This window comes from Mucilaginibacter sp. P2_D11 (genome assembly GCF_056404435.1).
Genome location: NZ_JBFUEA010000010.1, coordinates 51789 through 75860 on the forward strand (window position 1 = coordinate 51789; position 24072 = coordinate 75860).

The 24072-nt window shown below is 49.5% G+C and carries 16 protein-coding genes; 10 read left to right on the plus strand and 6 right to left on the minus strand.

Going from position 1 to position 24072, the window contains the following annotated elements; all coding sequences use genetic code 11:
- Positions 1-55 precede the first annotated feature (55 nt).
- The 3 genes from AC1DXC_RS16615 to AC1DXC_RS16625 all read right to left on the minus strand — a co-directional run bounded on the left by AC1DXC_RS16615 (position 56) and on the right by AC1DXC_RS16625 (position 4817).
- The gene (locus AC1DXC_RS16615; RefSeq protein WP_477460285.1) at positions 56-2494 is read right to left on the minus strand and encodes a TonB-dependent receptor; all 2439 of its coding nucleotides are present in this window, start codon (positions 2492-2494) and stop codon (positions 56-58) included.
- Between the two features lie 107 nt (positions 2495-2601).
- Positions 2602-4401, minus strand: coding sequence for a M56 family metallopeptidase (locus tag AC1DXC_RS16620; protein WP_477460286.1), 1800 nt, complete (start codon positions 4399-4401; stop codon positions 2602-2604).
- Positions 4402-4427: 26 nt separating this feature from the next.
- Positions 4428-4817 (minus strand): BlaI/MecI/CopY family transcriptional regulator, encoded by a 390-nt coding sequence (locus tag AC1DXC_RS16625; RefSeq protein WP_477460287.1) that lies wholly within the window; start codon positions 4815-4817, stop codon positions 4428-4430.
- Positions 4818-5002: 185 nt separating this feature from the next.
- Between AC1DXC_RS16625 and AC1DXC_RS16630 the strand changes: the two genes are divergently transcribed.
- From AC1DXC_RS16630 to AC1DXC_RS16675, 10 genes are all read left to right on the plus strand, one after another.
- A complete protein-coding gene (locus AC1DXC_RS16630) occupies positions 5003-5239 on the plus strand; it encodes a hypothetical protein (protein ID WP_477460288.1) in 237 nt (78 codons plus the stop codon).
- A gap of 253 nt (positions 5240-5492) precedes the next feature.
- Positions 5493-7601, plus strand: a complete 2109-nt coding sequence (locus tag AC1DXC_RS16635) for a protein kinase domain-containing protein (RefSeq protein ID WP_477460289.1) — start codon at positions 5493-5495, stop codon at positions 7599-7601.
- 22 nt (positions 7602-7623) lie between these two features.
- Complete coding sequence (locus AC1DXC_RS16640; protein ID WP_477460290.1) at positions 7624-7752, plus strand: hypothetical protein; 129 nt, start codon at positions 7624-7626, stop codon at positions 7750-7752.
- 234 nt (positions 7753-7986) lie between these two features.
- Positions 7987-8823, plus strand: a complete 837-nt coding sequence (locus AC1DXC_RS16645; protein ID WP_477460291.1) for a M48 family metallopeptidase — start codon at positions 7987-7989, stop codon at positions 8821-8823.
- Positions 8824-8844: 21 nt separating this feature from the next.
- On the plus strand, positions 8845-11166 hold the full coding sequence (locus AC1DXC_RS16650) for an ATP-binding cassette domain-containing protein (RefSeq protein ID WP_477460292.1): 2322 nt from the start codon (positions 8845-8847) through the stop codon (positions 11164-11166).
- The gene (locus tag AC1DXC_RS16655) at positions 11163-12086 is read left to right on the plus strand and encodes an LEA type 2 family protein (RefSeq protein WP_477460293.1); all 924 of its coding nucleotides are present in this window, start codon (positions 11163-11165) and stop codon (positions 12084-12086) included. The genes AC1DXC_RS16650 and AC1DXC_RS16655 overlap by 4 nt, the downstream gene beginning before the upstream one ends.
- 3 nt (positions 12087-12089) lie before the next feature.
- Entirely contained in the window at positions 12090-12647 is a 558-nt protein-coding gene (locus AC1DXC_RS16660; protein ID WP_477460294.1) for an RNA polymerase sigma factor, read from the plus strand.
- Between the two features lie 6 nt (positions 12648-12653).
- The gene (locus tag AC1DXC_RS16665) at positions 12654-13817 is read left to right on the plus strand and encodes a hypothetical protein (RefSeq protein WP_477460295.1); all 1164 of its coding nucleotides are present in this window, start codon (positions 12654-12656) and stop codon (positions 13815-13817) included.
- A gap of 92 nt (positions 13818-13909) precedes the next feature.
- Positions 13910-15298 (plus strand): PP2C family protein-serine/threonine phosphatase, encoded by a 1389-nt coding sequence (locus AC1DXC_RS16670; RefSeq protein WP_477460296.1) that lies wholly within the window; start codon positions 13910-13912, stop codon positions 15296-15298.
- A 418-nt stretch (positions 15299-15716) separates the two neighbouring features.
- Positions 15717-16820 (plus strand): zinc-binding metallopeptidase family protein, encoded by a 1104-nt coding sequence (locus tag AC1DXC_RS16675; RefSeq protein ID WP_477460297.1) that lies wholly within the window; start codon positions 15717-15719, stop codon positions 16818-16820.
- Positions 16821-17042: 222 nt separating this feature from the next.
- Here AC1DXC_RS16675 and AC1DXC_RS16680 read toward each other — a convergent pair whose 3' ends face one another.
- From AC1DXC_RS16680 to AC1DXC_RS16690, 3 genes are read right to left on the minus strand one after another with little or no spacing between them, the layout of a single operon-like run.
- Positions 17043-17918, minus strand: a complete 876-nt coding sequence (locus AC1DXC_RS16680; protein WP_477460298.1) for a transglutaminase family protein — start codon at positions 17916-17918, stop codon at positions 17043-17045.
- Complete coding sequence (locus AC1DXC_RS16685) at positions 17915-20467, minus strand: circularly permuted type 2 ATP-grasp protein (RefSeq protein WP_477460299.1); 2553 nt, start codon at positions 20465-20467, stop codon at positions 17915-17917. The genes AC1DXC_RS16680 and AC1DXC_RS16685 overlap by 4 nt, the downstream gene beginning before the upstream one ends.
- A gap of 22 nt (positions 20468-20489) precedes the next feature.
- Positions 20490-23834 carry a transglutaminase family protein gene (locus AC1DXC_RS16690; protein WP_477460300.1) on the minus strand — a complete coding sequence of 1115 codons (3345 nt, stop codon included), beginning with the start codon at positions 23832-23834 and terminating at the stop codon, positions 20490-20492.
- Positions 23835-24072 lie beyond the last annotated feature (238 nt).

A 24072-nucleotide genomic window follows, 5' to 3' on the forward strand; every position in this document is an offset into this window, starting at 1 on the left:
TGGTATGGCGTATTAAGTTTTTGTTATGCTTTGTTTACCCTATTGCAATTGAATGCTAATTCTTCACCCGGTTTTGCTCGCTTTCTGCACCGTTAGCATCGTGTTTGCGCTGCCCGGCAATAGATTTGCCGAAACGGTAGGATAGGGACAATACCGCCGTACGGCTATCTGACCGGTTTATCCAGTTGGCCGTGGTGTTGGCCAGGTTGTTTATTGCGCCGTGGGTTTGGAATGTGTAGAATATATCGTTTACTACCAATTTTAGCGAAGCGGCGGGGGAAAGCTTTTTAGACACTGCACCATTTACCCGCCCCCGGCCCTGGATAACGAACTGTGCGCTGGTTACCTTGGTTTGATACCCGCCGTCGAGCTGCAAGGTCCAGTCCTTGCCGGTTTTAAAGCTGAATACCGGCCTTACGAAGTACAGGGTTCCCTTGGTGTCGAGCGTTCCGGTATAAAAATCACTTACCGAATGGATTTGCGTGGCATGGGTGTGCAACTGTATACTGAGCCACTTCGCAGGGTCGAAAGAGGCATCAAAAGATAAAGTCATCACCGTGCTTTTGCCGATGTTGCCTGGCCTGCTGTAGTAAATGCCGTTCACTATTTCGATGGTTTCGTTCACGTCGTCTTTGGTGTTGCTGTAGCTAAAAGTAGTGGTAAAACGGTCGTGGTAGGTGTGCGATATTTCGATGTTATTGGTAAACGATGGCTTCAGGAAAGGGTTGCCTGTATAATAGGTAAACTTATCCAGCGGATTAAGGAAGGGGTTCAAATCCTGGTAATATGGCCTGTCGATACGGCGACCGTAGTCTATGCTGAATACATTGAGCCCTGCGGTATCGGCCTTGTATTGCAGGTAAAAGGTAGGGAAGAGGCTGGTGTAATTGCGGCGGAAACTGGAATCGGCTTTCTGTGCGTTGCCCAACTGGTGCCCATTGGACACGGTGTTCTCCAAACGTAGGCCCGCCTGGAACGAGAAGCGCATAAACTCGCGCGAAGCGTTTAGGTAAGCTGCATTTATATTTTCTTTATAGAGGAAATGGTTGGTTTTGCCATAATCGGGCGACGTGGTGCCGCCTGTAGAATAAAAATAATCGGCAACGTTATCGGTTTTGGTATAGCTCGATTTTAGGCCCGCCGACAGCTTGATTCCGCTGGAAAGGGGGTGCTCGTAATCGGCCTTGGCCGAATAGATATCGATATGCGCCGGCAGGCTACCGGTAAGCAGGTCGCTGCCTTTTGGGTTGCCATCGGCAAAGAAGCTGTGGTTATCGAAAGATTGCCGGTCGTTGGTATAATAGTTCAGGTAATCCAGGTCGGCGCTTAGCTGCGGACCATCTTTTTTAAACTGGTGGCGATAGTTGATGTTGGCGCTACCGTTGCGCAGCAGCGTGCGTTCGCTGTTGGCGGCTAATACGGTAGAATCCAGCATCCCTGCAGCGTTCGTAAAAAGACTGGTAACCGGCGTGTTTCGGTTTGCCGGGTTGTAAAGCCCCGTGAAATTTACGCCCAGCGTGCTTTTATCCGAAAGGTAATAATCGGCACCTATCTTGGCCAAATAGTTATTGCTGCGGCTGCGGATGTACGAGGCCTGCATAAAGTTGCTGAACAGGTTGCCCTGGGCATCAAAAAAATGGCGGTTGATGGTAAGGTCGGTAAAGGAGTTACCGTAATTATAGCTGAAATTGCCGAATAAGTTGAGCTTGCCGCTTCGGTAATTCAAATTGAGGCTGTTATTGGTTTTGGCAAGTTTACCCTGTATGTAAGCCAAATTTAGCCCACCGTTGAAGCCTTTTGCCTTATTGCGTTTGGTGCGTATGTTGATTACCCCGCCATTGCCCGCCGCATCGTATTTGGCGGGAGGGTTGGTCATCAGTTCCAGCTGGTCGATACCCGCCGAGTTGAGCGAACGAAGGTAATTCTGCAAATCGGCACCGGCTAGGTAGGTGGGCTTATCGTCTATAAAAATGACAACGCCTTTGCCCTTAAGGGTAATACCGCCGTTTTGGTCTACGATTACACCGGGCGCTTTCTCCAATACATCCAATGCGGTGCTGCCTGCATTGCTGATGAGCGCTTCGGGGTTTACAACCGTGCGGTCTATCTTCTGCTCTACGAAGGGCCTCGCGGCAGTTACTGTCACTTCCTGCAACTGCTTGTTGGTGGCAGTAAGCACGATGTCGGCCAGTTTCAAATCTGCAGACAAGCTGAAGGGGCCGATTTTGGCTGTTATGTGACCTAGCATAGTAACCGATAGGCGGTAATTCCCCGCAGCCTGCCCCGCGAACGCGAAATTGCCCGACGCATCAGTAAGGGCACTTTTTATTAGTGTAGAATCCTGTGCTTTTAGCAGGTAAACGGTTGCGCCATCTAATGCCTTCTGTTCAGCGCTGAGTACCTTACCGCTAAGCAGGTACGTATTTTGTGCCCTCGCCAAAATTGGGGCAATACTTATCCATACGGCAATGAGGGCCGCTATCCTTAATTTCATGATGGTTGGGTTTTAAAGGTTAAATGTTGTTTTTCTTAGTTTAGGGCCATAGTTATCCTGCTGGGACTGAAAGCCCTTGTTGTTATTCTGTGTAGGTTCGGTTACTTTTAGTCGAAGTTATACTTCCATGTCCAGGTGCCCTGCTTGCCGTTCTCGGGTGCTTTTACGTATGCTTTTCGGTATTTAAGGTAGGTTTCGCCGGGTATTTTTTTGCCGTTTACGATGAACTCCGTATCGCTTAACTTAAATGATGTCAGCTCGTCAGCGTTTTTGATGATGCCATCAGCAATCAGGTCGGAAGTTAGTCTTTCTCTCGCTGTACCGTCATGATAGGCTAATGCGCCGGCCTTATAAGCATTGTAATTTGCATTGTAATTGGCGTTATTATTGGCATTGTACTGCGTATTGGTATTGTAGTCGGGCTGCTGCTTTAAGTTGCTTAGGCCGGTACTGATCGGCGATAGGGGAGACGCGGTAACTTTTAAAGGCCTGGTGATGCCTCGCAATTTCGTTTGCATAAGATTATCGATAACACTTAGGTAACGAGGATAATCTTCCGTAGGTACAGTTTTGCCATTCACCTGCATAGACATCAGCTTATCGGCGTGGCTGTTCAACTGGTATAAAACGCCATCCAGTTTTACCAGGCGGGTTTGTATGTCGCCATTGCCTATGAGTATATCGGTTGGGTCGCCAATTTGTTCGGGGCGGTAAATCGTTAGCTGCGGCGTATCCAGGTGGGCAATCGGGTCTGCCACGCTTAATGCAGCCACATTTTTCGGTTTGCCCAATGGCGAAAGCTTTTGTAGGGTGTCGGGCTTTTGCGCTTTCTGTTCGGCAACTTTAGTAATGGTGCTTGCAGCATGTTTAGCTTTAGCTACTAGTTTGCTCACCTTATCCGGGTTGGTAAATGCCGCCGTGAACAATACGGCCATAAGTAAACCGACTGCTAAAACAGCGCGTTCGGCTATGCTTAATGATGCATTGCTGTTAGATAGCATCCGTTTTACACGGCCCAGCAAATGTTTTTTTTGCCCGCCAAAAGCCATGGCATAAGCAGGTACAGCGGCCTGGTATTCGTGGCAGGCCACAAGGGCTTTGATATAATTGGTTTTGCTGCCGGTTTGGGCAAGCGCCATATCATCGCAGCAGTTCTCGCGTTCTGCACGGATAAGCGCGGCCAGCCAAAGCACGGCGGGGTTGAAGAAGAACACCACCTCCAGGCTGCTGATGAGCAGGTTCACCAGGTAATCGCGGCGGTGGATGTGTGCCAGTTCGTGCACTAATATGGCTTCGATGCCCGCGGGAGGTAAGGCGGTAATTAAGCCCGCCGGGATAAGGATAAGTGGTTTCAAATGGCCGATTACCATAGGCACCTTAGCCATGCCCGATTCTGCAATGCCCACCAAACGCTTGATACCCATCTGGTCAGCGAGTTGCTGTACCCGCTCTGCCCATTCATCGCCCACGGCTGCAATTTGCCTGCGTCTTAAAAAGTAGAGGCTCTGTAAGCCGGTAAGCAGCTGTAATGCCCTGGCCAACACAATAAGCAACCACACCAGCACGATACTGTTTGCATGTGCACGAAGCAGGCCGGCAATATGATTGTATTTGTTCGTGTCGATGTGTTGTTGCGATATAACTATCGTTGGCAGTGCGGTAGGCTGCGCGGCAACAGTACCTGATACCGTTTGGTGCGCCAACATCTGTTTCACGAATACGAACAGCACCGCGGCCGTGAAAACGCCCAGGCCCCCAACCAACAGGTTGTAGCGTAATTGCGCGCTTTGCTTACGGGTGCAGAGCACGGCCAGCCCGGCAGCCGCCGCCAATAAAAGTCCCAGCCAAAGAGAGCTCAGCAGCGTGTCGCAAATGGCATTTATCAGATGGTTGGGTATCGTTTCCATTGGGTGGTTTTTTGGGTGCTAGGGTATTACTCTTCGTATTTATCAAGCAGGTCCTTTATCTGCTGCAGTTCCTGTTTCGATGGTTTTTTATCGCCCAGCAGTTGCATTACCAGTTTGCCGGCCGAGCCTTTATACATCGAATCCACGAATTTATCCAGCAGATGCGCCTTGGTTTTCTCCTCCGCTTCGGCTACGCAGTAAATATGCTTCATCTGGCTGTCGTCGCGCTTCAGTAAACCTTTTTCGGTCATAATCTGCATAAACTTAAGGGTGGTGCTATAGTTCACCTCCTTTTGCTTCAGCAATTCGTCGTTAACGGTGCGCACTGTGGCTGGTCCGGTTTCCCACAGTACCTGTAGTATCTCCAGTTCCGATTTGGTTGGCTCCACCATTTGCCGCTCGTTTTTGGTATCCATAATCCAAAGGTAGGAATTATTTTCTACCATCCAAATTTATTTAGGAATTTTTTCCTACCTTTTGATTGGAGGTAATCGGAATGGTTTTTTGCGATACATCTCCAAAAAAAAACACAAAAAAATGAATGACATCCGGCGACCCGCGCCTATATAGTATTAGTTAACACTAAAAACTATAAAGTATTATGATAATCATCCAGAAGAATATACCGGCTCATCCAAAAAAAACGTCGGCCGCGCTCCCGAAATTGCTGTTTTACGCAATATCCGCAAGTTCTTTTACCTACTATACGGTATTGCGCAACTACATTAAACTCATTAATATAGGCCCGGATAGATGGATGGGTATTACAGGCCACGCCCGCCCGGCTTTTAGTTTAACTATGGCGCATTATAAAAACCGTAACAATAGTATTATTTAAATAAGTTAATAAATTAATAATTAGCGATTTATTGCTGTTTTAAATATTTGATTTATTTTTTTTGATACCTTTCACAATCAATTATGAACCTTAAAGATCGTTACAAATATCACTCTGGCAGAGATTTGCCGGGTAAGGGGGATTTCGCCCGGATATTATCTTTCCGACTAAGCTAAATGCTATTTTCATAATACTAGAAAAACCAGACTATAAACTAACACACAATAAACAACACACTAAATAAACTAATACGATGGAATTTAAAGACCGTTACCAATACCACCCAAGGACAGATTTGCTGGGTAAAGGGGGCTTCGCCCGGGTGTTCAAGGCGTACGATACGCTGCTGGATAGGGAGGTTGCCCTCAAAGTATTCAATACCGAGGCATCTACCAAGTACGATCTGGTTGCCGAGATAAAGAAAGTGATCAAGCTGGATCATCCTAATCTTTGCCGCTACTATGATGTAGCCTTTGTAGAATCGGTAAGCGCGTTCAATGAAGAGGAGAAGCACCAGGTGGGCATTATGGAATATATCAACGGCGGCGAACTTAAAGCATACATCAACGCGCATCCGGAAAACCTCGATGGCTTGCTGAAGGGCATATTGCAGGGCCTGTCGTTTTTGCACAAACGCCACATCGTACACCGCGACCTGAAGCCGCAGAATATCCTCGTAAATAATACCGAGGATGGCCCTGTGGCCAAGATAACCGATTTCGGCATCAGTAAAGATACGGGAGCAACCGGCGGCACCGCATCCTCGCAACTGATGGGTACTATAGAGTTTATGGCTCCTGAACAATTCAATCCGGCTAAATACGGTATAGATGGCCGCATAAGCACTAATCTGGATCTGTGGAGCTTCGGCGTAATGCTTTACGAACTGGCCATGCCGGGGCTAAAGCTGTTCCCTACCGCCAGTACCGAGCAGATGATGAACAACATACTCGATCTGGAACAGGTACTCCCCAAGCTTATAACCCTTAAACAGCCTTACCGGGCAATGGCGCAGCGCTGCCTGATAAAAGATGCCTCGCAACGAGTGCAAAATGCAGATGAGTTGCTGGCGATACTGGAAGGCAAAGCACCGGCTGCAGCACCGGTGTCCGCAGATGGCGGCGAAACCCGCGACCTATCGGGTACCATGCAGTATGCTAAACCATTCGACTCTGGTGCTACCACCGTGATGCCAAAACCTTTGGATCCGGGGGCAACCATGGTGCACCCAAGGCCGCAAACCCAGCCCGTGCCGCAACCTGCACCAAGGCCAAAGCCGGTACCTGTGCCGGTCCCAGCCAAAAAAAGCAGTTGGCAGGTGCCTGCTATCATAGTGGCGGTATTGCTGCTGATAGGGGTGATAGCCTTCGTTAACAAAGATAAATTCGGCGATAGCAAACGCACGGCCGATACCAACGACACCACAAAAAAAGATACCAACAAGGTAGATTCGCCTAAAAAAGTTGTGCCAAAGGTAGATACCGTTGTGAAAGCACCTGTGGGCGGAGTTAAGCCATTGCCGGGTGTTAAACCAAAACCGGTAACGCTGGCAGATAAGCCGCAAACGGTAAATCAGCCAACCGTAAGGCAGCAAACGCCGGATAAGCCCGTGGTTACTGCCCCATCGGGCGGCGGCAGTGGCACAGGCGGTGTAGGTGGCCTGGGCTCGGGTAGTTCTGGTTCCGGCGGCGGCTCAGGCTCAGGCAGTAGTGGTGCTGGTGTGGGCGCGGCCGGTGGCTTAGGTTCCGGCTCGGGCGGTTCAGGTTCCGGCGGTAAAGGCGGTGTAGGTGGCCTGGGCTCGGCCGGCGGCTTAGGTTCCGGCGGCGGTGGCAGAACAGCTACGCAGTACGATGAAACCTCCAGCTTCCGCGAGGGCATGGCCAGGGTTAAATTGAACGGCAAGTACGGCTTTATCAATACCGATAAGCAATTGGTTATCCCTATCAAGTACGAATCGGCAAACGGTTTCTTCAATGGCGTAGTACCCGTTGAGCTGAACAACAAATGGGGTTTGATAGATAAGAGCGGGGACGTAGTTATCCCTTTAAAATACGATCTGGCCTTCAGGCTGGCAGCCGAAGGACTCATTGCTGTAGAGCTGAACGACAAATGGGGCTTTATAGATAAATACGACAATGTGAAGATCCCCATCAAATACGAGGATGCCTGGAGCTTTAACGAAGGCGTAGCCGCTGTTAAAATGGGTGGCAAATGGGGCTTCATCAACAAATACGGCCAAACTGTAGTAGCGTTCTTGTATGACGATGTTGACAACGGCTACCTCATTAGCAAACCTACCATGAAAGTAAAGCTTAACGGCAGCTGGTTCGAGATTGATAAACAAGGCAACAAAGTAGATTAGTTACCGATAACAGCAGCAGGCAATGGATTTCCACGCCCGTTACAAATACAACCCCAAAACCGACCTCTTAGGAAGAGGCGGTTTTGCGCGGGTGTTTAAGGCACAAGATACGGTGCTGAAACGGGAGGTGGTCCTTAAGAAAGTGTCATAGCTTGCAGCCATAAAAAAAGCAGCATAGTACCTGCAAAATCAGCATAAGAAGAATAGATTTTTATTAAACAAACCTTATAAACCAAATGATGAACAATACAGCCTTGCAGCCGCATGCTTTCCCGCCTTAGCGCGTATAAAGCAACCCTTTAAGGCCGTCGCCCCCGGCATTGTTTTATCTCTTTAATATTAAAAATGACATTTTTCAACCAATCCTATATCATATAAAAACACAATGAAAAAATACATCATAGTATCGCTGGTTATTGTATCTACAACAATCAACGCTTTCTCACAAGACACCAAACTTAGTAAAGAGAGAATGGACCGGATTATGGCGACCTATAAAAAGGGGCTGTCGGCCTTTGCCAGTTACGACCGTTGCGGCAGCGCTTTCGATCGCCCGGCCGATGTTGTAAAACGTGCCGAGAACCGGCAGTTAGATAAGTTGGGGAATATTACGCCAGACCAGGAAGCCGAACTGGGGCTGCAGATGTTCACGAACTCGCAGGAGCCCAACCTGGCAAACGACCCCCGCAGCCTGGCAATGGTGCGTGGCCTGGTTACTAAAATGGCTGCCTACTCGTCAGACCCATCCCGCACGTACCATGTCTATATCCTCAACTCAGATCAAGTAAACGCCTATTCAACCATTGGCGATTATATCTATATCACCACCGAATTGTTGAAATTCGTTAAATCTAAAGACGAACTGGCATTTGTTGTTGGGCACGAGATGGGCCACATCCTTAACCACCACTGTTTGCGCAAAATGAAAAAAATAGCCCTTATTGCCAGCATGGGCGAAAAACTCAACTACCAGCGGCTTTCAAACGTAGCCATCAATGCAACCATGGCTATATCTGCACCCTTCGACCAGATGGATGAGTACGATGCCGATGCCACAGGTTTTGATTTGGTAAAAAAATCGGGCATGGACCCAAGCGCGTTCAACTCCTTTTTTGGCGAACTCGAAAAAATGGAGCATAAGAAACTGCTTGCCCGTTTTACTTCTACGCACCCTTCATCGGCCAATCGTCGCAAATGCTTAAACGTGTTGCTAAACCAATAATAAAGCTATAGCCAACAGATAATGATACTTAAAATAGATGAGTTAGGCGTTAACCGTACCCTTATCGAGGGCAAAACGGTATCCATAGGGCGTAAAGGGTCGGGGAGTGATGTGCAGATAGATAACGCCAGCGTATCCAGGCACCATGCCGATGTGATGCTGCAGGATGGCAAGGCCATGATAAGCGATGCGGGCAGCACCAACGGTGTGCTGGTAAACGGCGTAAGGCTGGAAGCAGGCAAATGGTACCTGGTTGGCAGCAACGATAAAGTTACGCTGCAAAATTACGTACTGAAGTTTGCCGACGCGAAATCAAGCGCTGAGCCGAAGCTGAATGCAACTTCATCGCCGGAACCATCAAGCACGGGCGATTTGAACAAGCGTTTCAAAGATTTGCTTGCCCTTAAGTTACCCATAAAAATTGGCCGCCTTAGCACTAACGATATCCCCCTGCCGGACGCCCTGCCCGATGATAAGATAGTTGGCCGCCTGCATGCCCAAATAACCTACCGCGATGGCAGCTATTATATAGAGGACCTGGACTCGAAGAACGGCACCTACATAAACGAGATACGCATCCCCCCAAGGCAACTCCGGGTAATAGATAAGGCGGATACCATACTTATCCACCTGCACTATTTTAGCCTGGAAGATGGGTACCGCGATTTGCGCAACGAGGTGGCCATCCGCGCCGAAGGTATTGGCAAGAAGTATCCGAGCGGCTTTGTTGGCTTGCAGCCTTTAAGTATAGAAGTAGAATTTAAGCAGATAGTGGCTTTAATGGGCCCGTCCGGTTGCGGTAAATCAACTTTGCTAAAAACGTTGAATGGCGATAGCCCTGCAACCTCGGGCGATGTTTTCATCCACGGCCTGTCGCTTCGCAAAAACTATCACCTGCTTAAAAAGAAGATAGGCTACGTACCTCAGGACGATATCATACACAAAGAGCTTACCGTTGCTCGTACGCTTTACCTGGCGGCCAAGCTAAGGTTGCCTGATGGCACTTCGGAAGTGGCTATCCAGCAGAAAATAAGCGAAGTATTAAAAGATCTGAACTTCGATGAGGATGATGGCGATATCATCAACAAAGTAGTAGGTGGCCTATCGGGCGGGCAGCGCAAACGTATTTGTATAGCAGTAGAGTTGCTTAGCCAGCCTACCATCCTGTTTTTAGATGAGCCCACCTCGCCGCTGGATCCCGAAACGATCGAGAAATTCCTGATATCGCTGGCCAACCTGGCCCGTAAGGGCACTACCATCGTAATGGTTACCCACAAGCCCGAGGACCTGAACTATGCCGATAAGGTGATTTTTTTGGCGGCCAAAGGTTATTTGGTGCACGATGGCAGCAAGGCCAAACTGCTGGAGAAATTTAAGGTGGATAACATTATTAAAGTGTACACCCAGTGCGGCGACACCAAGGGCCAACCTTTCGATGTGCGGTATTATGTACCGCCTAAAGGGGCATCTACGCAACGGAACGCGCCTAAGGAAATCGTAGCCGACAAACAGAACTCGCTTTGGCGGCAGTTTTATTGGCTAACGGTGCGCTACCTCAATATTAAATTCAACGATAAAGACAACCTATACCTGCTGCTGGCCCAGCCCCTCATCATCGGCGGACTGGTAGCTATTATCTTCCCTAAGATAATGCCGCAGGTTTTGTTCATGATGTCTGTTTCGGCTATATGGTTCGGGGTGAGTAACTCTTCCAAAGAAATAGTGGCCGAATTCCCGATTTATAAGCGCGAGCGCATGTACAACCTCAATATACACATGTACGTACTCTCCAAATGGGCGGTGCTATCATTGATAGCCCTGGTGCAGGTGCTTATATTCGTAACCATAGTACAGCTGCGTTTCCACAGCGATGAAAATCTGGGCGCGTTTCTGCCCAACATGGGTTATATGTTCATGATATCCTCTGCTGCTACATTGTTTGGGCTGTTCTTGTCGGCCTTTTTCGATAATACCGAGAAAGTGCTCACCGTAGTGCCCATTGCGCTGATGCCGCAGATTATGCTGGCCGGTATCGTAACACCATTTCAGAAACTGGCGGTGGTAATCATCAGCTACTTTACATTCGGCCGCTGGGGTACCGAGGGCCTGATGCGTTTGCAAAAGAACGTGATTAAAGAAGAATTGCCACCGGGCTCCAAGCATTTTGTACTCCCCCCAAGGAACGAGATCCACTTTTATTACAACAAAGAACTTAAAGAGAAAGGCGAGGCTATAGTCACCCTCTTCAACGGCATGGACAAGAACGTGCTGGCTGTATTTATACTGGCTACCATTATGTACACGGCTACTTACATCTCCTTAAAACGGAAAGACACGATATGATGACGCTACAAATCAACAGGCTTTTACCGGCCAAAAGCAGACTAATGCTTTTTTGCGCCATGCTATTGTATAGCCTGTTAATGGCGTCATGCGCAAAAAAGCCCGTTTTCATCAATGTGGAATCTGTAAAGATAGGCTCGCTTAAAGATTCTATCCTGCAAACGTATATCAATTTCAAAGTATATAATCCTAACAGCATCGGCTCTACGCTTACGGCATCAGATGTAAAAACGTATTATAAGGGCAAGTTGGTAGGCAGCAGCAGCATCGAAAAGGATGTCAAATTGCCGGCCAATGATACCATCATCATCCCAATAGTATCGCAGCTGAATATATGGAGCCTGGCCGATGTGTTCCCCGAACTTTTGGCTACAGATACCGCTGTTTTCAGGATAGAGGGTAGCAATAGGGTAAGGGCGCTGGGCATGAATATTACGGTACCGGTAAAGCAGGATATAAAGCTGAACGTAAAACATGCCGTAAGCGATCAGCTTAGCCGTACCTTCCAGAACGATTCTAACTTCCGGATAAAACAGATAAGGCTTAGCCGTATGCCCGGGCTCAGTAAAAGTGGCTTCAATATGGTGGTGCAGGTGAAAAATAGTTTCCCCTTCGATTACCAGCTGCAGAGCCTTGATTTGGATATCTATCGTAAAGGGGGCACCAACGTAATTGCCAACTGGAAAATGACCGATGCTATCGACCAAAAAGCCGGCGGCGTAGCCAATATCCCTATCAAGATAGAAGTGGATAACCTAAATTTGCTGGGCGAGGCGAGGCTATCAGATTTGTTTAACCCTAAAATCGACGTGGTGGTGAAAGGCCAGGCCGTAATTGCCATACAGGGGCGCACGTTCACCATCCCCGTAGAAGAAAACAGGACAGTATCTTTTAACCCTTTAACCGGTGTGTCTTATTGAGATATGGATGATTTGCAATTGATAGCAGGATTGATAGATGGCGACGACGCGTGCTGCAGGTACTTTTATAAAAAGAACCTGCCCGCAGCTAAAAGGTACATCTTAAATAACAGCGGCGACGAAGACGATGCCAAAGACACTTTTCAGGATGCGGTAGCAGATTTGATTGATAACCTGCGGAAAGATAAATATGTACATAAAAGCAAACTCGAAGGCTATTTTTTCATCATGGTAAAAAACAAATGGCACGATAAGCTCGACAAGATGAAGACCTGGAAAAAGCACCTGCCCGGCCTGGCGGTTGACGAGGACACGCAGGACGATGGCCTGACCTTTAAGCCAACCATGAGCCTGGCCGATTTTATGAACCGCGAACTGAACAAATTGGGCGAACGCTGCCGGGCGGTTATTACGGCCACTATTTATATAGGCATGAGCATGGAAAAAGCTGCTGAGGAACTGGGTTTTCCTACGGCGCATGCGGTAAGGCAAAAAAAGCTTACCTGCCTTAAAGAGATGCGTGGCTTTGTGCGCTACGAGGACGTGATTAATTTAACTTAAAAGGTTGTGGAGAACGATTTAAACGATATAGACCTTATTGATAAATACCTCAGCGGCAATCTTAACGAGGTTGAGCAGCGGGAATTTAAAGAGCGCTTTTTAACCGACGAGGAGTTTAAGAAGGAAGTAGAGGTATATCAAAAAATTTATCAGGGCATAGAGCAGGCGGGCCGCGAAAACCTAAAGAAACAGCTTAATTTTTATTACGACGAATACGCAGCAGAGGAGGAGGAAAGCGATAACGTACGAAGCATAAACTGGCGGCGGAACATCTACGTAATAAGCGCCATTGCCGCTGCTTCTGCCGCTTTCTTTGTAGTATTTAAGTTGACGAGCCCTGTTACCAGTAACGGTACCACCGGTACCGGCAGCCTGCCCGTGGTAGTTAGGCCCGTAAAGCCGACACCACCAAAAGCAGGGCCACAAGATACCGATGTTAAGGTTCCGCAGCCGCAGGTGGCACAACACCCTAAGCCACCCCCATCGCGGCCGCTGCCGAAAGATACTTCCGGCAGGCAAGTGTTGCCCAATATAACGCCGCCCGGTGGCGGCTACGCCCTTAACGACCAAACACGTTTGCCTGCAACAGCCATACGCCGCGCCGGCTACCCGCAAGCGCTAAGCTATACCTTTAGCCAGGGGCAGCTTACGGTATTCGGCAATCCCTTACTTAGGGCGCTGGACATAAGCGTGTATAAAAAAGGCGGGCATTATTATCTGGATTGTGATGATTCTGTTTATGAAATAGTGAATACAGCTACCGAAAAACCGCTGGTAAAACTGGATAAGCAAATAACCGGCGACGGGATAAAATCTACCGAAAAAATTAAGGTGGTGCTGGCTCCGCTTAAGGCTGCCGTTTATGCGAATGCCCCATTTGCCGTAGTTGTTGAAAAAGCAACCGGCGCACCCAGGTATTATTTCACCAAAAGCGCGGGGGTGAATACACTGGTACTATTGGGCAATTTCGTGCCCGGAAACACAACAGTAGTAAGCCTGAAGAACGATAGTGGCACCAATTGGTACATACGCAGCGGCACCCATATCTATAGTGTGGATGGCCAGCCCGCTAGCCCGGTGGCTCTTAAAGAATTACAGGCATTATCAAACGACAACGCCCGGATGTTGATTGGCCGCGACGGCATAGAAAGAACAGTATTGACGTTTTAAAAAAAAGAAGAAAAAAAATTAGAATAATTCGTGACGTTTTGAATTAAACCCTATATACTATAAACCAAGGACCGTTTAACAAGCATAACCAAATGATTACCCTAAAAAAAATAACTTATTTAAACCAAATAGGCCAACGGCCACAGCTGGAAGATTCTATTTATCCGAAAGCGGGCAGCGCCACCACCGCCGACAAGCTGTTTTTGGTTTGCGACGGCGTGGGCGGCGAAAGCATGGGCGAGGAAGCCAGCCGTATTGTAAGCGAAGAGCTCCCGGTTTACTTTAAAAAGAACCCACCACCGGCAACCGGGCTAACCAAAACCTACATCAACGATGCCCAGCAGCATGCATTGAACACGATGCGTGTTTTTGCGGCTATACACCCCGAGGCAATAAAAATGAGCACCACCCTCACGATGGCTCATCTGGAAAAAGACCATGTTACCATTGCCTGGTGCGGCGACAGCCGTATTTATCACCTGCGCAACGGCGAAGTAGTTTGGAAATCTATCGACCACTCCCTTGTGGCCAACCTGGTAAAGCAAGGCGAAATAACCGAAGAGCAAGCGGCCACTCATCCAAACCGCAACGTGATTACCCGCAGCTTAAGCGCATCGGGCGGGGCATCTGAAATAGAGTTGCACCGTATAGATGATATCCGCGATAACGATTACCTGCTGCTTTGCACCGATGGCGTGCTGGAGCAGATAAACGAAGACCGGCTGAAGGGCATCCTGCTGAACGATAACGATGATAAAGAAGGTCTGTTTATGACCTATTGCAAGGATAAAACCCGCGATAACTTTTCGCTGTACCTGCTTAAGCTGGGCAGCGATAAAAAAGCGGTCCCGGCCGGCGCCATGGGCAAAAGTAAGGGCATCAGTCCGCTTATTTTTGTGTTGATAGCCGTGTTGGCCCTGTTAATTTTAGGCGGCATATTCAACAAGCAGGTACTGGGGTTGCTGGATGGGACTAAAAAGGATACTACGGAAACACATACAGTTAAGGATAAGCCGAAATTAGTGGAGCCGGACCCCGTTCCCGCAGGCGGAGCGGTGGAGCCAACTCATACCGACAAACCGACTTCCACAAAACCAAAAACCGGCGGGAATCAAAAACCGGCTGTTACAACTGGTGGCACTACTGCAACGCCGCAGGGCGGTAAGCCGGCTAAACCGGCAGGCACAACAGGTGCGGCGGGTACCGGAAAGCCTCCTGTGGATATAAAACCCGGCGCTGGCTCCGACGGAAACCCCGGCCGTACCACAAATGGGAGCGGAGGTAGTGGAACCGGTGGTAATGGCGACAATGGCAGTAGTGGCAATCAAAGAAAAACGGAGCAGGATCCCGCTGTTTCGCCAACTGATAAACCACTCGACAGAATTAAGGACAGAGTAAAAAGCACGCAACACAAACTGGATAGTATCAAAAAAGCAAAACTCGACAGTATTAAGGTGCGAAGAGTTTCCCACGATATTTAAGCGCCTTTAAGAAACACGTATCTTATCGCACTTCGGGCCATCATACACCAAAGCCGCGGCAGTAATGCCCGGCTTTTTGCTTTTAGTCGGGCATTGCTGCATGACCGGCCATAAAAAGCCCCACCTCATTACTGAAGCAGGGCCCATAGTATAATTGTGATGTATAGGTTAAAACTTGTGTTTCGTTGTTCGTAACGTTGTTTTCAACGTCGTTAACATCTATATATAGGGCACATGTATGCTATGTCACATGCAAACCATGATTTATTTGTGATTTTTTGAGGAAGGCGACGCATACTCACTGCGGGTTATGCGCTCCGGCAATAACTTCCCCGGCTATTTCATTTCTTTAAAAACCCGTGGGGCTATAATCTGTTAACCCACAAGTCATTCACAATAGGATGGCGCTTATACAGAAATGAAATTATTTAAATGCACCAATTGCGGTCAGTTGTTATACTTTGAAAACAGCCTTTGCGAATGCTGCAAACACCCCTTAGGTTTTATACCCGAAAATTTAAGCCTTGCCACGCTTGTTCGGGGCGAGAATCTTACTTATACCTTGCACAGTGCCAAAAAGACGCCCTTGTTCGGTAAGATTTTCGGGAATAGCACTAAGCCGACTTTTAAATATTGCAGCAACTTCCAGTTTGGGGTTTGTAACTGGTTGATACCTGCCGAGAGCGATAAAACCTTTTGCCGCGCCTGCGAACTCAACCACATCGTGCCGGATTTGACCGACCCTGAGCATATACGCCAATGGGGATTAATTGAAGGTGCAAAACACCGCCTTATTTACAGTTTGCTGCAAATGAAACTGCCCCTGCTAAGTAAACTGGATGATTTGGAAAAAGGCCTCAGTTTCGATTTCCTGACGGATTTAAGCCCTGCGCAAAAAGTGTTGACAGGCCATGAGAACGGCCTGATTACCCTGAACATAAACGAAGCCGACGACGACAAGCGCGAGCTATCCCGCAAGGAAATGAATGAGCCTTACCGTACGCTGCTGGGGCATTTCAGGCATGAGGTTGGCCATTATTATTGGGACCGCCTGATAGACAACAGTGCTTTTATTGATGAATACCGCCAAATATTCGGCGATGAGCGCGAGGATTATACTCAGGCTTTGCAGCGGCATTACAGCCAGGGCGCACCTGCAGGTTGGCAGCAGAATTTCATCAGCGAGTATGCCACATCGCACTCCTGGGAAGATTGGGCCGAAACCTGGGCACATTACCTGCACATTATGGATACGCTGGAAACAGCAGATACCTTCGGGATCAGTGTAGCGCCACGCATTGCCACCAAAAGCGACCACTCTAACGCGGTAATCAAGGTAAACCCTTACGAGCAGCAAAATTTTCAGCAGTTATTGGATATGTGGCTGCCGTTAACCTTCGCCATGAACAGCATGAACCGCAGCATGGGCAACCATGATTTGTATCCCTTTGTTATCCCGCCTAAAGTGGTAGAAAAGCTGAGCTTTATACATAAGGTGTGCTATGCATCGAGGGTGAATTAGTTGGAAGATAATGTTGAACACCGAATGCTGAATATCGAATGACGAAGTTAGAAATTTCGGTATTCATTATTCGGTGTCGGTGTTTCCGTCTCTTTGAAAAAGGACCCTGCGGCAGTAGGACATTCCACATAGCATTGTTCGCTATGCATGGTGTTTTACTTCATCATTCGAAATTTGACATTCGGTGTTCGATATTTAATATTGAACACAAAGAGCCAAGAATTACTCCACCCGCCTTACATCCACATTTACGTACATGCGCTGGCCTGCGCCGCTGTACACAACGCCTTTAAGGGGCACTACGTCGGCAAAATCGCGGCCTATGGCTGTGCGGATGTGCCGGTCGTTTACCAGCAGGTTGTTGGTCGCGTCGAACTCGGTCCACCCCACGGAAGGGATAAACAAGGCTATCCAGGCGTGCGAAGCATCCGAGCCGAATAGTTTTGGTTTGCCCGGTGGGGGCAGGGTTTCTATATAGCCGCTTACATATCGCGCGGCAAGGCCTATGGCCCGCAGGCAGGCCAACGAGAAGTGGGCAAAATCCTGGCAAACACCTTTGCGGTGCAGGAAAACATCTTCCAGTTTGGTGGTTACATCGGTAAAGCCCGGGGTGAAATCGAAATCGTTGAAGATGCGGGCGTTCAGGTGCAGCATAGCCTCCATAATGGGCCTGCCCGGCGTAAAGGATTCCAGTGCGTATTCCCGTATGCCGGGGATAAATGTAACATGGTCCGATTCGAGGTAGAACTGCCTGATGTCGTTATCAGCACTGGTACTGCGCAGCCAGCTGGCCACGTTTTCCCAGGGCGTGGTATCCTTGGCTACGGTGTTTGTCCAGATAGGCTGCTCCACCTTAACCTCGCTTTTTATTTCCACCGTGAGTTTCTGGTGAAACTCCTCAATGGAAAAATAAATGAACTTATTATTGAAGAAATCCTCCCGCGTGGCTAAAAAATGCGGCACGGGGTGTATCTGGTAATGTACCTTTTCCACCTCCTGGAAACTATGGTTCACGGGAACCTGGTACACCAGGTTGTGGCAAAGCGAGGCCGGGAGCTGGTACTCGTACCGGGTGATGTGGGTAACCTGGTATTTCATAGTTCTGGTAAGGCGTTATTGCTTTTTACGAAGCTGTACTGGCTTTGGGTAGGGCTAAAGTAACTCTCGAAGATGATGCTTGCCGCCTGCCCCAGTACCTCTATCAAATGATGCAGGAACCTGTTGAGGTCCCTTTTACTGAAATCGTTTAAGGGACCCGTAGGCACCATTTTGTTAATATCGCAAAGCCTTATCATAGTCAAGGCTTCCAATAGTTTTTTATGTGCGGGACTAAGGCCGCCTTCATCGTAATTATCGGGCAGGTGGGCCAGGTGCTCATCTATCTTGGCAACCAAAAACGCTACCGACTTGGGGTTATCCTCGTTCACGAGCAATAAATTAAGCACGCCGGGCAGTTGCAGCGTAGAGCGGTACAGGTAGCGGTAGGTAACCAGGCTTTCGTTGCACATCAGCACCAGTTCCATTAGCTGCTTCTCAACATCGGGCTTTACGTTATTGCCCAGTGCGGCCTGCAATACGGCGCAGGTATTAATTGCCGACTCTAAAAAGCGGCCTATGTTGAGCAAGCGCCAGCTGGAGGCGCGCGTCATGTTATCATTATTGAGGCCGATGAAGGCCATCAGCTTAATGATGAACTGATCCAGGTTATGGTATATCTTACGCAAATCGTTGCCGTTTTGCTTCATCAGCTCAAACTCTTCTGATATGCTGTCTAAAATACGCCAGGTATCCAGGCTCAGTCGGTCGCGCACGGCGTAACCGTTGGTCAGGAATGACTGCAGCGATTGCGCCAGTGTGCCCGCACGACCGGTTTCTACCGCGAGCGAAAGCAGTTCCTTCTCGGGTTGCCGCAGTTTGGCCTGGTCGGGCGCGGTGAAGCCGGGCAGGGTGCTGGTGAGGGTGCTGAGGCTCTTAAGCAGTATCACTAGCGTTTCGTTGGTTTCGGGGTGTATCTCGTCGTCGCGCTCGTTGTATATCTTCAGTACGATGCGCATCATCCGCACACCGTTCACGGCCCTATCCAGGTATCGGCCAAGCCAAAAAAGGCTCTCGCCGGTGCGGCTGGGTAATATATTTTTTACCTGCCTTAGTATTGGCTGGTTTACGATGCGTTTGGGCTGGTCCTCGGGCGAAGGGCCAAGCACCCAGGTATCTTTACTGATGCCGCCGGTTTGGTTAGAGATGATGAACTCGCCTTTGGTAGGGAAGCTGCGCGATAGGCCGCCCGGCATTACGTTATAGGCTTCCTTCTCGGTATCGGCCACGATGTAGCTGCGGAAGATGGCGTTACAGGCCTGGAGGCTGTTATCTATCAATGATGGCGTGGTGCTGAAGCTCACCACCTCCTGCGCCACGTATAAATAAGGGCGGGTGATGATTTCTTTGCGCAAATCCTCTATCTGTTTCTTGCTCATCTCGCTGCCAATGTAGGGCCGGTTTTCGTTGCTGCGGTATATGGAGCGGATGATGAGGAAGGGCAGGTTATCCAGCACGTATTTCTTTTCCTTTTCGTGCCCGCACCACCAGGTAGCTACCGATGGTAATATCAGTTCCTGGTTTAGCAGGTGCCTGCAGAGGCGTGGCAAAAAGGCCATCAGACCGGGGTTTTCTAATATACGGGCACCCAATGGGTTGATAACGGTTACCTTTTTTTGTCTTACGGCTTCCATAAGCCCCACTACGCCCAGGTGCGAATCGCCCAGGAACTCCAGCGGATCACAGAATATGTCGTCTACACGGCGCACAATAACGTCTACCTTTTCCAGCCCTTTGAGGGTTTTGAGCCAAACGTAGCCGTCGCTCACGGTAAGGTCCTGCCCAAAAACGAGGGTAAAACCTAAGGATGATGCGAGATAGGCATGTTCGAAATAAGTTTCGTTGGCCGTACCCGGCGATAGCAATACCACCCGCGGGTTCTCCTTATTTTGGATGGATAGCTTTGTGAGGGTATTCTTAAGCGTTTGATAATAAGAAGATATCTTGCGTACCTGGTTCTCACGTATCAGATCCGGGAATACGCGCGTCATGGCTGCACGGTTTTCAAGCGTGTAGCCTGCGCCTGAAGGGGCATCGGTACGATCGTGCAGTACCCACATTTTGCCGTTTGGCCCGCGCACCAAATCTGCTGAGTATTGTATCAGTTGGAATTTGCCGGGCATGATCACCTTATCGGCCTGCCGCAAAAAGCCCTTATGCGTAAATATCAGGTCGAATGGGATAAAGCCCTCTTTGATGAGCCTGCGTTCGCCGTAAATATCCGTGAGGATAAGGTTCAGCAGTTCCGCGCGTTGCGCAAGGCCACGTTCTATGCTTTCCCATTCCAACTGGCTGAAAACCATGGGTACTGGGTCGAGCTTCCATGGGCGGTTGATGCCGTCGGGGTCGCTGTAAACGTTATAGGTTACGCCGTTATCGCGTAGCTCCTGGCTAATTTCGCGGCTGCGCAGCTCCATCTTATCCAGGCCCAACTCTTCGTAAGCATGCGCAAGCTTTTTCCAATGCTCGCGTACCACACCTTCGGGCGCAGCGAGCTCATCAAAGAAAGGTTTGGCAGTGGTGCCGCTCCGGCGCAGGTACGTTTCAATCATTTCCCAAATCTATATTTTTCCGCTATAAATTTTTGGCATTTTTATATCTGCGTAAATCCATGGTATAAGGGTATTCGGGGCTTACCACCTCGTTGGTAATGGTGTACTGCGGTAATATGTTCATTTTGGTTACGAAACGGCCGCCGGTAGTTTGCTGCGCTGAGGCTGGCTCTACCAGGTTTACCGAGTGCCCAAAATCGAAGAAGCGGGAAATGATGCGCGATTCGGCCTCGTAGCTGTTCACCGGGAAAGTATCGTAACTGCGGCCGCCCGGGTGCGAAACATGGTACTGGCAGGCTGCTACGGATTTCTGCGTCCAGGTGTCGAAGAGATCGAAAACCAGCGGAGTATCCGTGCCAATGGTGGGGTGCAGCGCCGATGGTGGTTGCCATGCCCGGTAACGCACGCCTGCAATATACTCGCCTTGTACGCCGGTACTTTTCAGCGGTATTTTGAGGCCGTTGCACAGGAAGGTGTAGCGCGAATCGGTAAGGCCGGATATTTTTACCTGTACGCGCTCCAACGATGAATCTACGAAGCGGGAAGTGCCCGTACTCGACATCTCTTCGCCCAATACATGCCATGGCTCTATAGCCATCTTTATCTCGATGTTGATATCGTCTACCTGCAGTTCGCCCAGGAAAGGGAAACGGAAGCTGAAGAACGGCTCGAACCAGGAAATATCGAAACCGTAACCCGCATCGCGCAGGCTGTTCACCACTTCGGTCATGTCTTTCAGGCAATAGTGCGGCAGCAGGAAACGGTCGTGCAGTTCGGTTCCCCAGCGTACCAGTTTGTGGTTGTAGGGCGTTTTCCAGAACCAGGCCAGCAGCGTGCGGATGAGCAGGAACTGCACCATGCTCATGCGGTAATGCGGCGGCATATCGAAGCCGCGGAACTCCAATATCCCCAGGCGGCCGCTCGATGAATCGGGCGAGTAGAGCTTATCGATACAGAACTCCGAACGGTGGGTGTTGCCGGTGATATCCGTTAAGAAGTGACGGAAGATTCGGTCGACCAGCCAGAACGGCACTTCGTTTTCGGCCCTGTCGGGCACCTGCTGGAAGGCGATTTCCAATTCGTAAAGGTTCTCCATACGGCCCTCATCTACCCGTGGCGCCTGGCTGGTTGGCCCGATGAACTGGGTAGAGAACAGGTACGACAGCGATGGATGGTGCTGCCAGAAGGTGATGAAACTGCGCAATATATCGGGCCGGCGCAATAGCGGACTATCTGCCGGGGTTTCGCCGCCAAGCGTTACGTGGTTGCCGCCGCCCGTTCCGGTATGCCGGCCATCAATATTGAATTTTTCTGTAGCCAGGCGAGATTCCGCTGCTTTTTTGTAGAGGATATCGTAATTGGTGGCCAGTTCTCGCCAGCTGGCTGCGGGGTGAATGTTCACCTCGATAACCCCAGGATCGGGCGTTATCATCATTTTGGTAACGCGGTTATCGGTAGGCGGGTCGTAGCCCTCTATCAGCACAGGCATTTTTAATTGCTGCGCGGTGCGTTCAACGGCGTTAACCAGATAGAGGTAATGCTCGAAATAACTGGTAGGCGGGAAGAAGATGAACAGCTTGCCCTGCCGCACCTCTACCACCAATGCGGTTTTAAATATGATTTTGCTGTTGTTGAATTTAGGGCCTACCGACGGGATAAGATGGTCGCCATCCGGCAGGGCTTCAACATCGGCAAACAGGCTCCTTTCGGGCAGTTGTTCCTGCTCGGCTGGGTCGTAGTATTGTATCGAATCCAGCGGCAGGCGCAGGCCCACCGGCGAATTGCCCGGTACGACGAATAAGTTGTTGCGGCGGAAGCTCCATTTACAGCTTTGCCAATTGCTTTGCTCCAAATCCCACTTGATTGGTATCACATAGCCAACAGGCTCGTTGAGGCCGGTATTGAGCAATTCTGCCAGTTTTTGCCTTTCCAAAGGCGATTTCAGGTCAACCTTTAGCGGGTCTACATTTATTGGGGTCTTGCTTTCTTCCCAAAGAAAATAAAAAGGGTCCTCGTAGGTGGGGGCGATGTTTTTGGTATCCAGGTGCAGCTCCTTGGCTAGCAGGCGCATAAAATTCTTGGCATCCTTAGGGCCAAGGCCATAATCTTTGGAGATATCGGCCATCAGCTTATCGTTGTTCCACATCGGCACGTGGTCCTTGCGCCAGTAGCAGGCCAGTTTCCAGCGGGGGAGGGGTTCGCCGGGGTACCATTTGCCCTGCCCGTATTGCATCAGCGCGCCATCGCCGTATTCGTTCTTTAGCTTATGGAACAGGATATTGGAAAGGCGGCGTTTGTGCTCTCCATCGGCGGCGGAGTTCCATTCCGGGGCCTCGTTATTATCTACCGATACGAACGTAGGCTCGCCGCCCATGGTGAGGCGCACGTTGTTGGCGGCAAATTCTTCGTCAACCTTATCGCCCAGGGCCATAATATCTTCCCATTGCTCATCAGAGAAGGGCTTGGTTACGCGGGGTTTTTCTTCGATACGGGTAATGGTGTTCTCAAAGTGGAACTCGGTTTCGGCAGGCTCGGCCATGCCGCTGATGGGGGCCGCGCTCTGCGGATCGGGCGTACAGGCCAGCGGGATGTGGCCTTCACCGGCGAACAGGCCCGAGGTAGGGTCGAGGCCCACCCAACCCGCGCCGGGGAGGTAAACTTCCGTCCAGGCGTGCAGGTCGGTAAAGTCTTCTTCGGGGCCGGATGGGCCGTCTAAGGATTTGATATCGGGCCTTAGCTGTACCAGGTAACCCGATGCGAAGCGGGCGGCCAGTCCGAAATGGCGAAGCAATTGCACAAACAGCCAGGCTGTATCGCGGCAGGAGCCGGATTTAAGCCCTAATGTTTCCTCACAGCTTTGTATGCCCGGCTCCATCCGGATGTTGTAGGAGATGGTGAGGTACAGCAAGCGGTTAAGGCTCACCAGGAAATCCTGTGTAACGGTATTTTTTTTGAGCAATTCGGCGGCTTTTTCGGTAAGCTCCATCAGCAGGGGGCCGCGCTCGGTTATCTCCAGGTAGGGCACCAGGTTTTTCTGCAGCGAATCCTCGTACTCAAAAGGGTAGTGGTTGGCGTATTCCTCCACGAAGAAATCGAAGGGGTTTATCACCACCATATCGGCAATCACCTCAACATCTATCACAAATTCGTTCACCTTCTCGGGGAACACGATGCGGGCCAGGTAATTGCCAAAGGGGTCCTGCTGCCAGTTGATGAAGTGCTTCTCGGGCAGTATCTTAAGCGAATAGCCTTTGATCATGGTACGCGAATGCGCGGCGGGACGCAAACGGATAACTTGCGGCGACAGCGTGATATGCTTGTCGTATTTATAACTTGTAAAATGACGGATTGCTACTTTTATCGACATCGGCTACGTTTTATGTTATAAACATAGCCTATTTATAGTAAAATACGTAACAAAAGGGTTGTTTTTTTGTGGGAATTGGAAAAATGGGTATCGAGAGTACTGTGAAGGAATGGCTTTTGCAAACAAGCATAGATTAAAGGGTTTAGCCTAGGCCTTCAAAATGTTGGGTAGTTAAACTAGAAGTTTGACCAGTGCAGCGTTTCTCTTTGAAGAAAAACATATACATTTATGACTTATT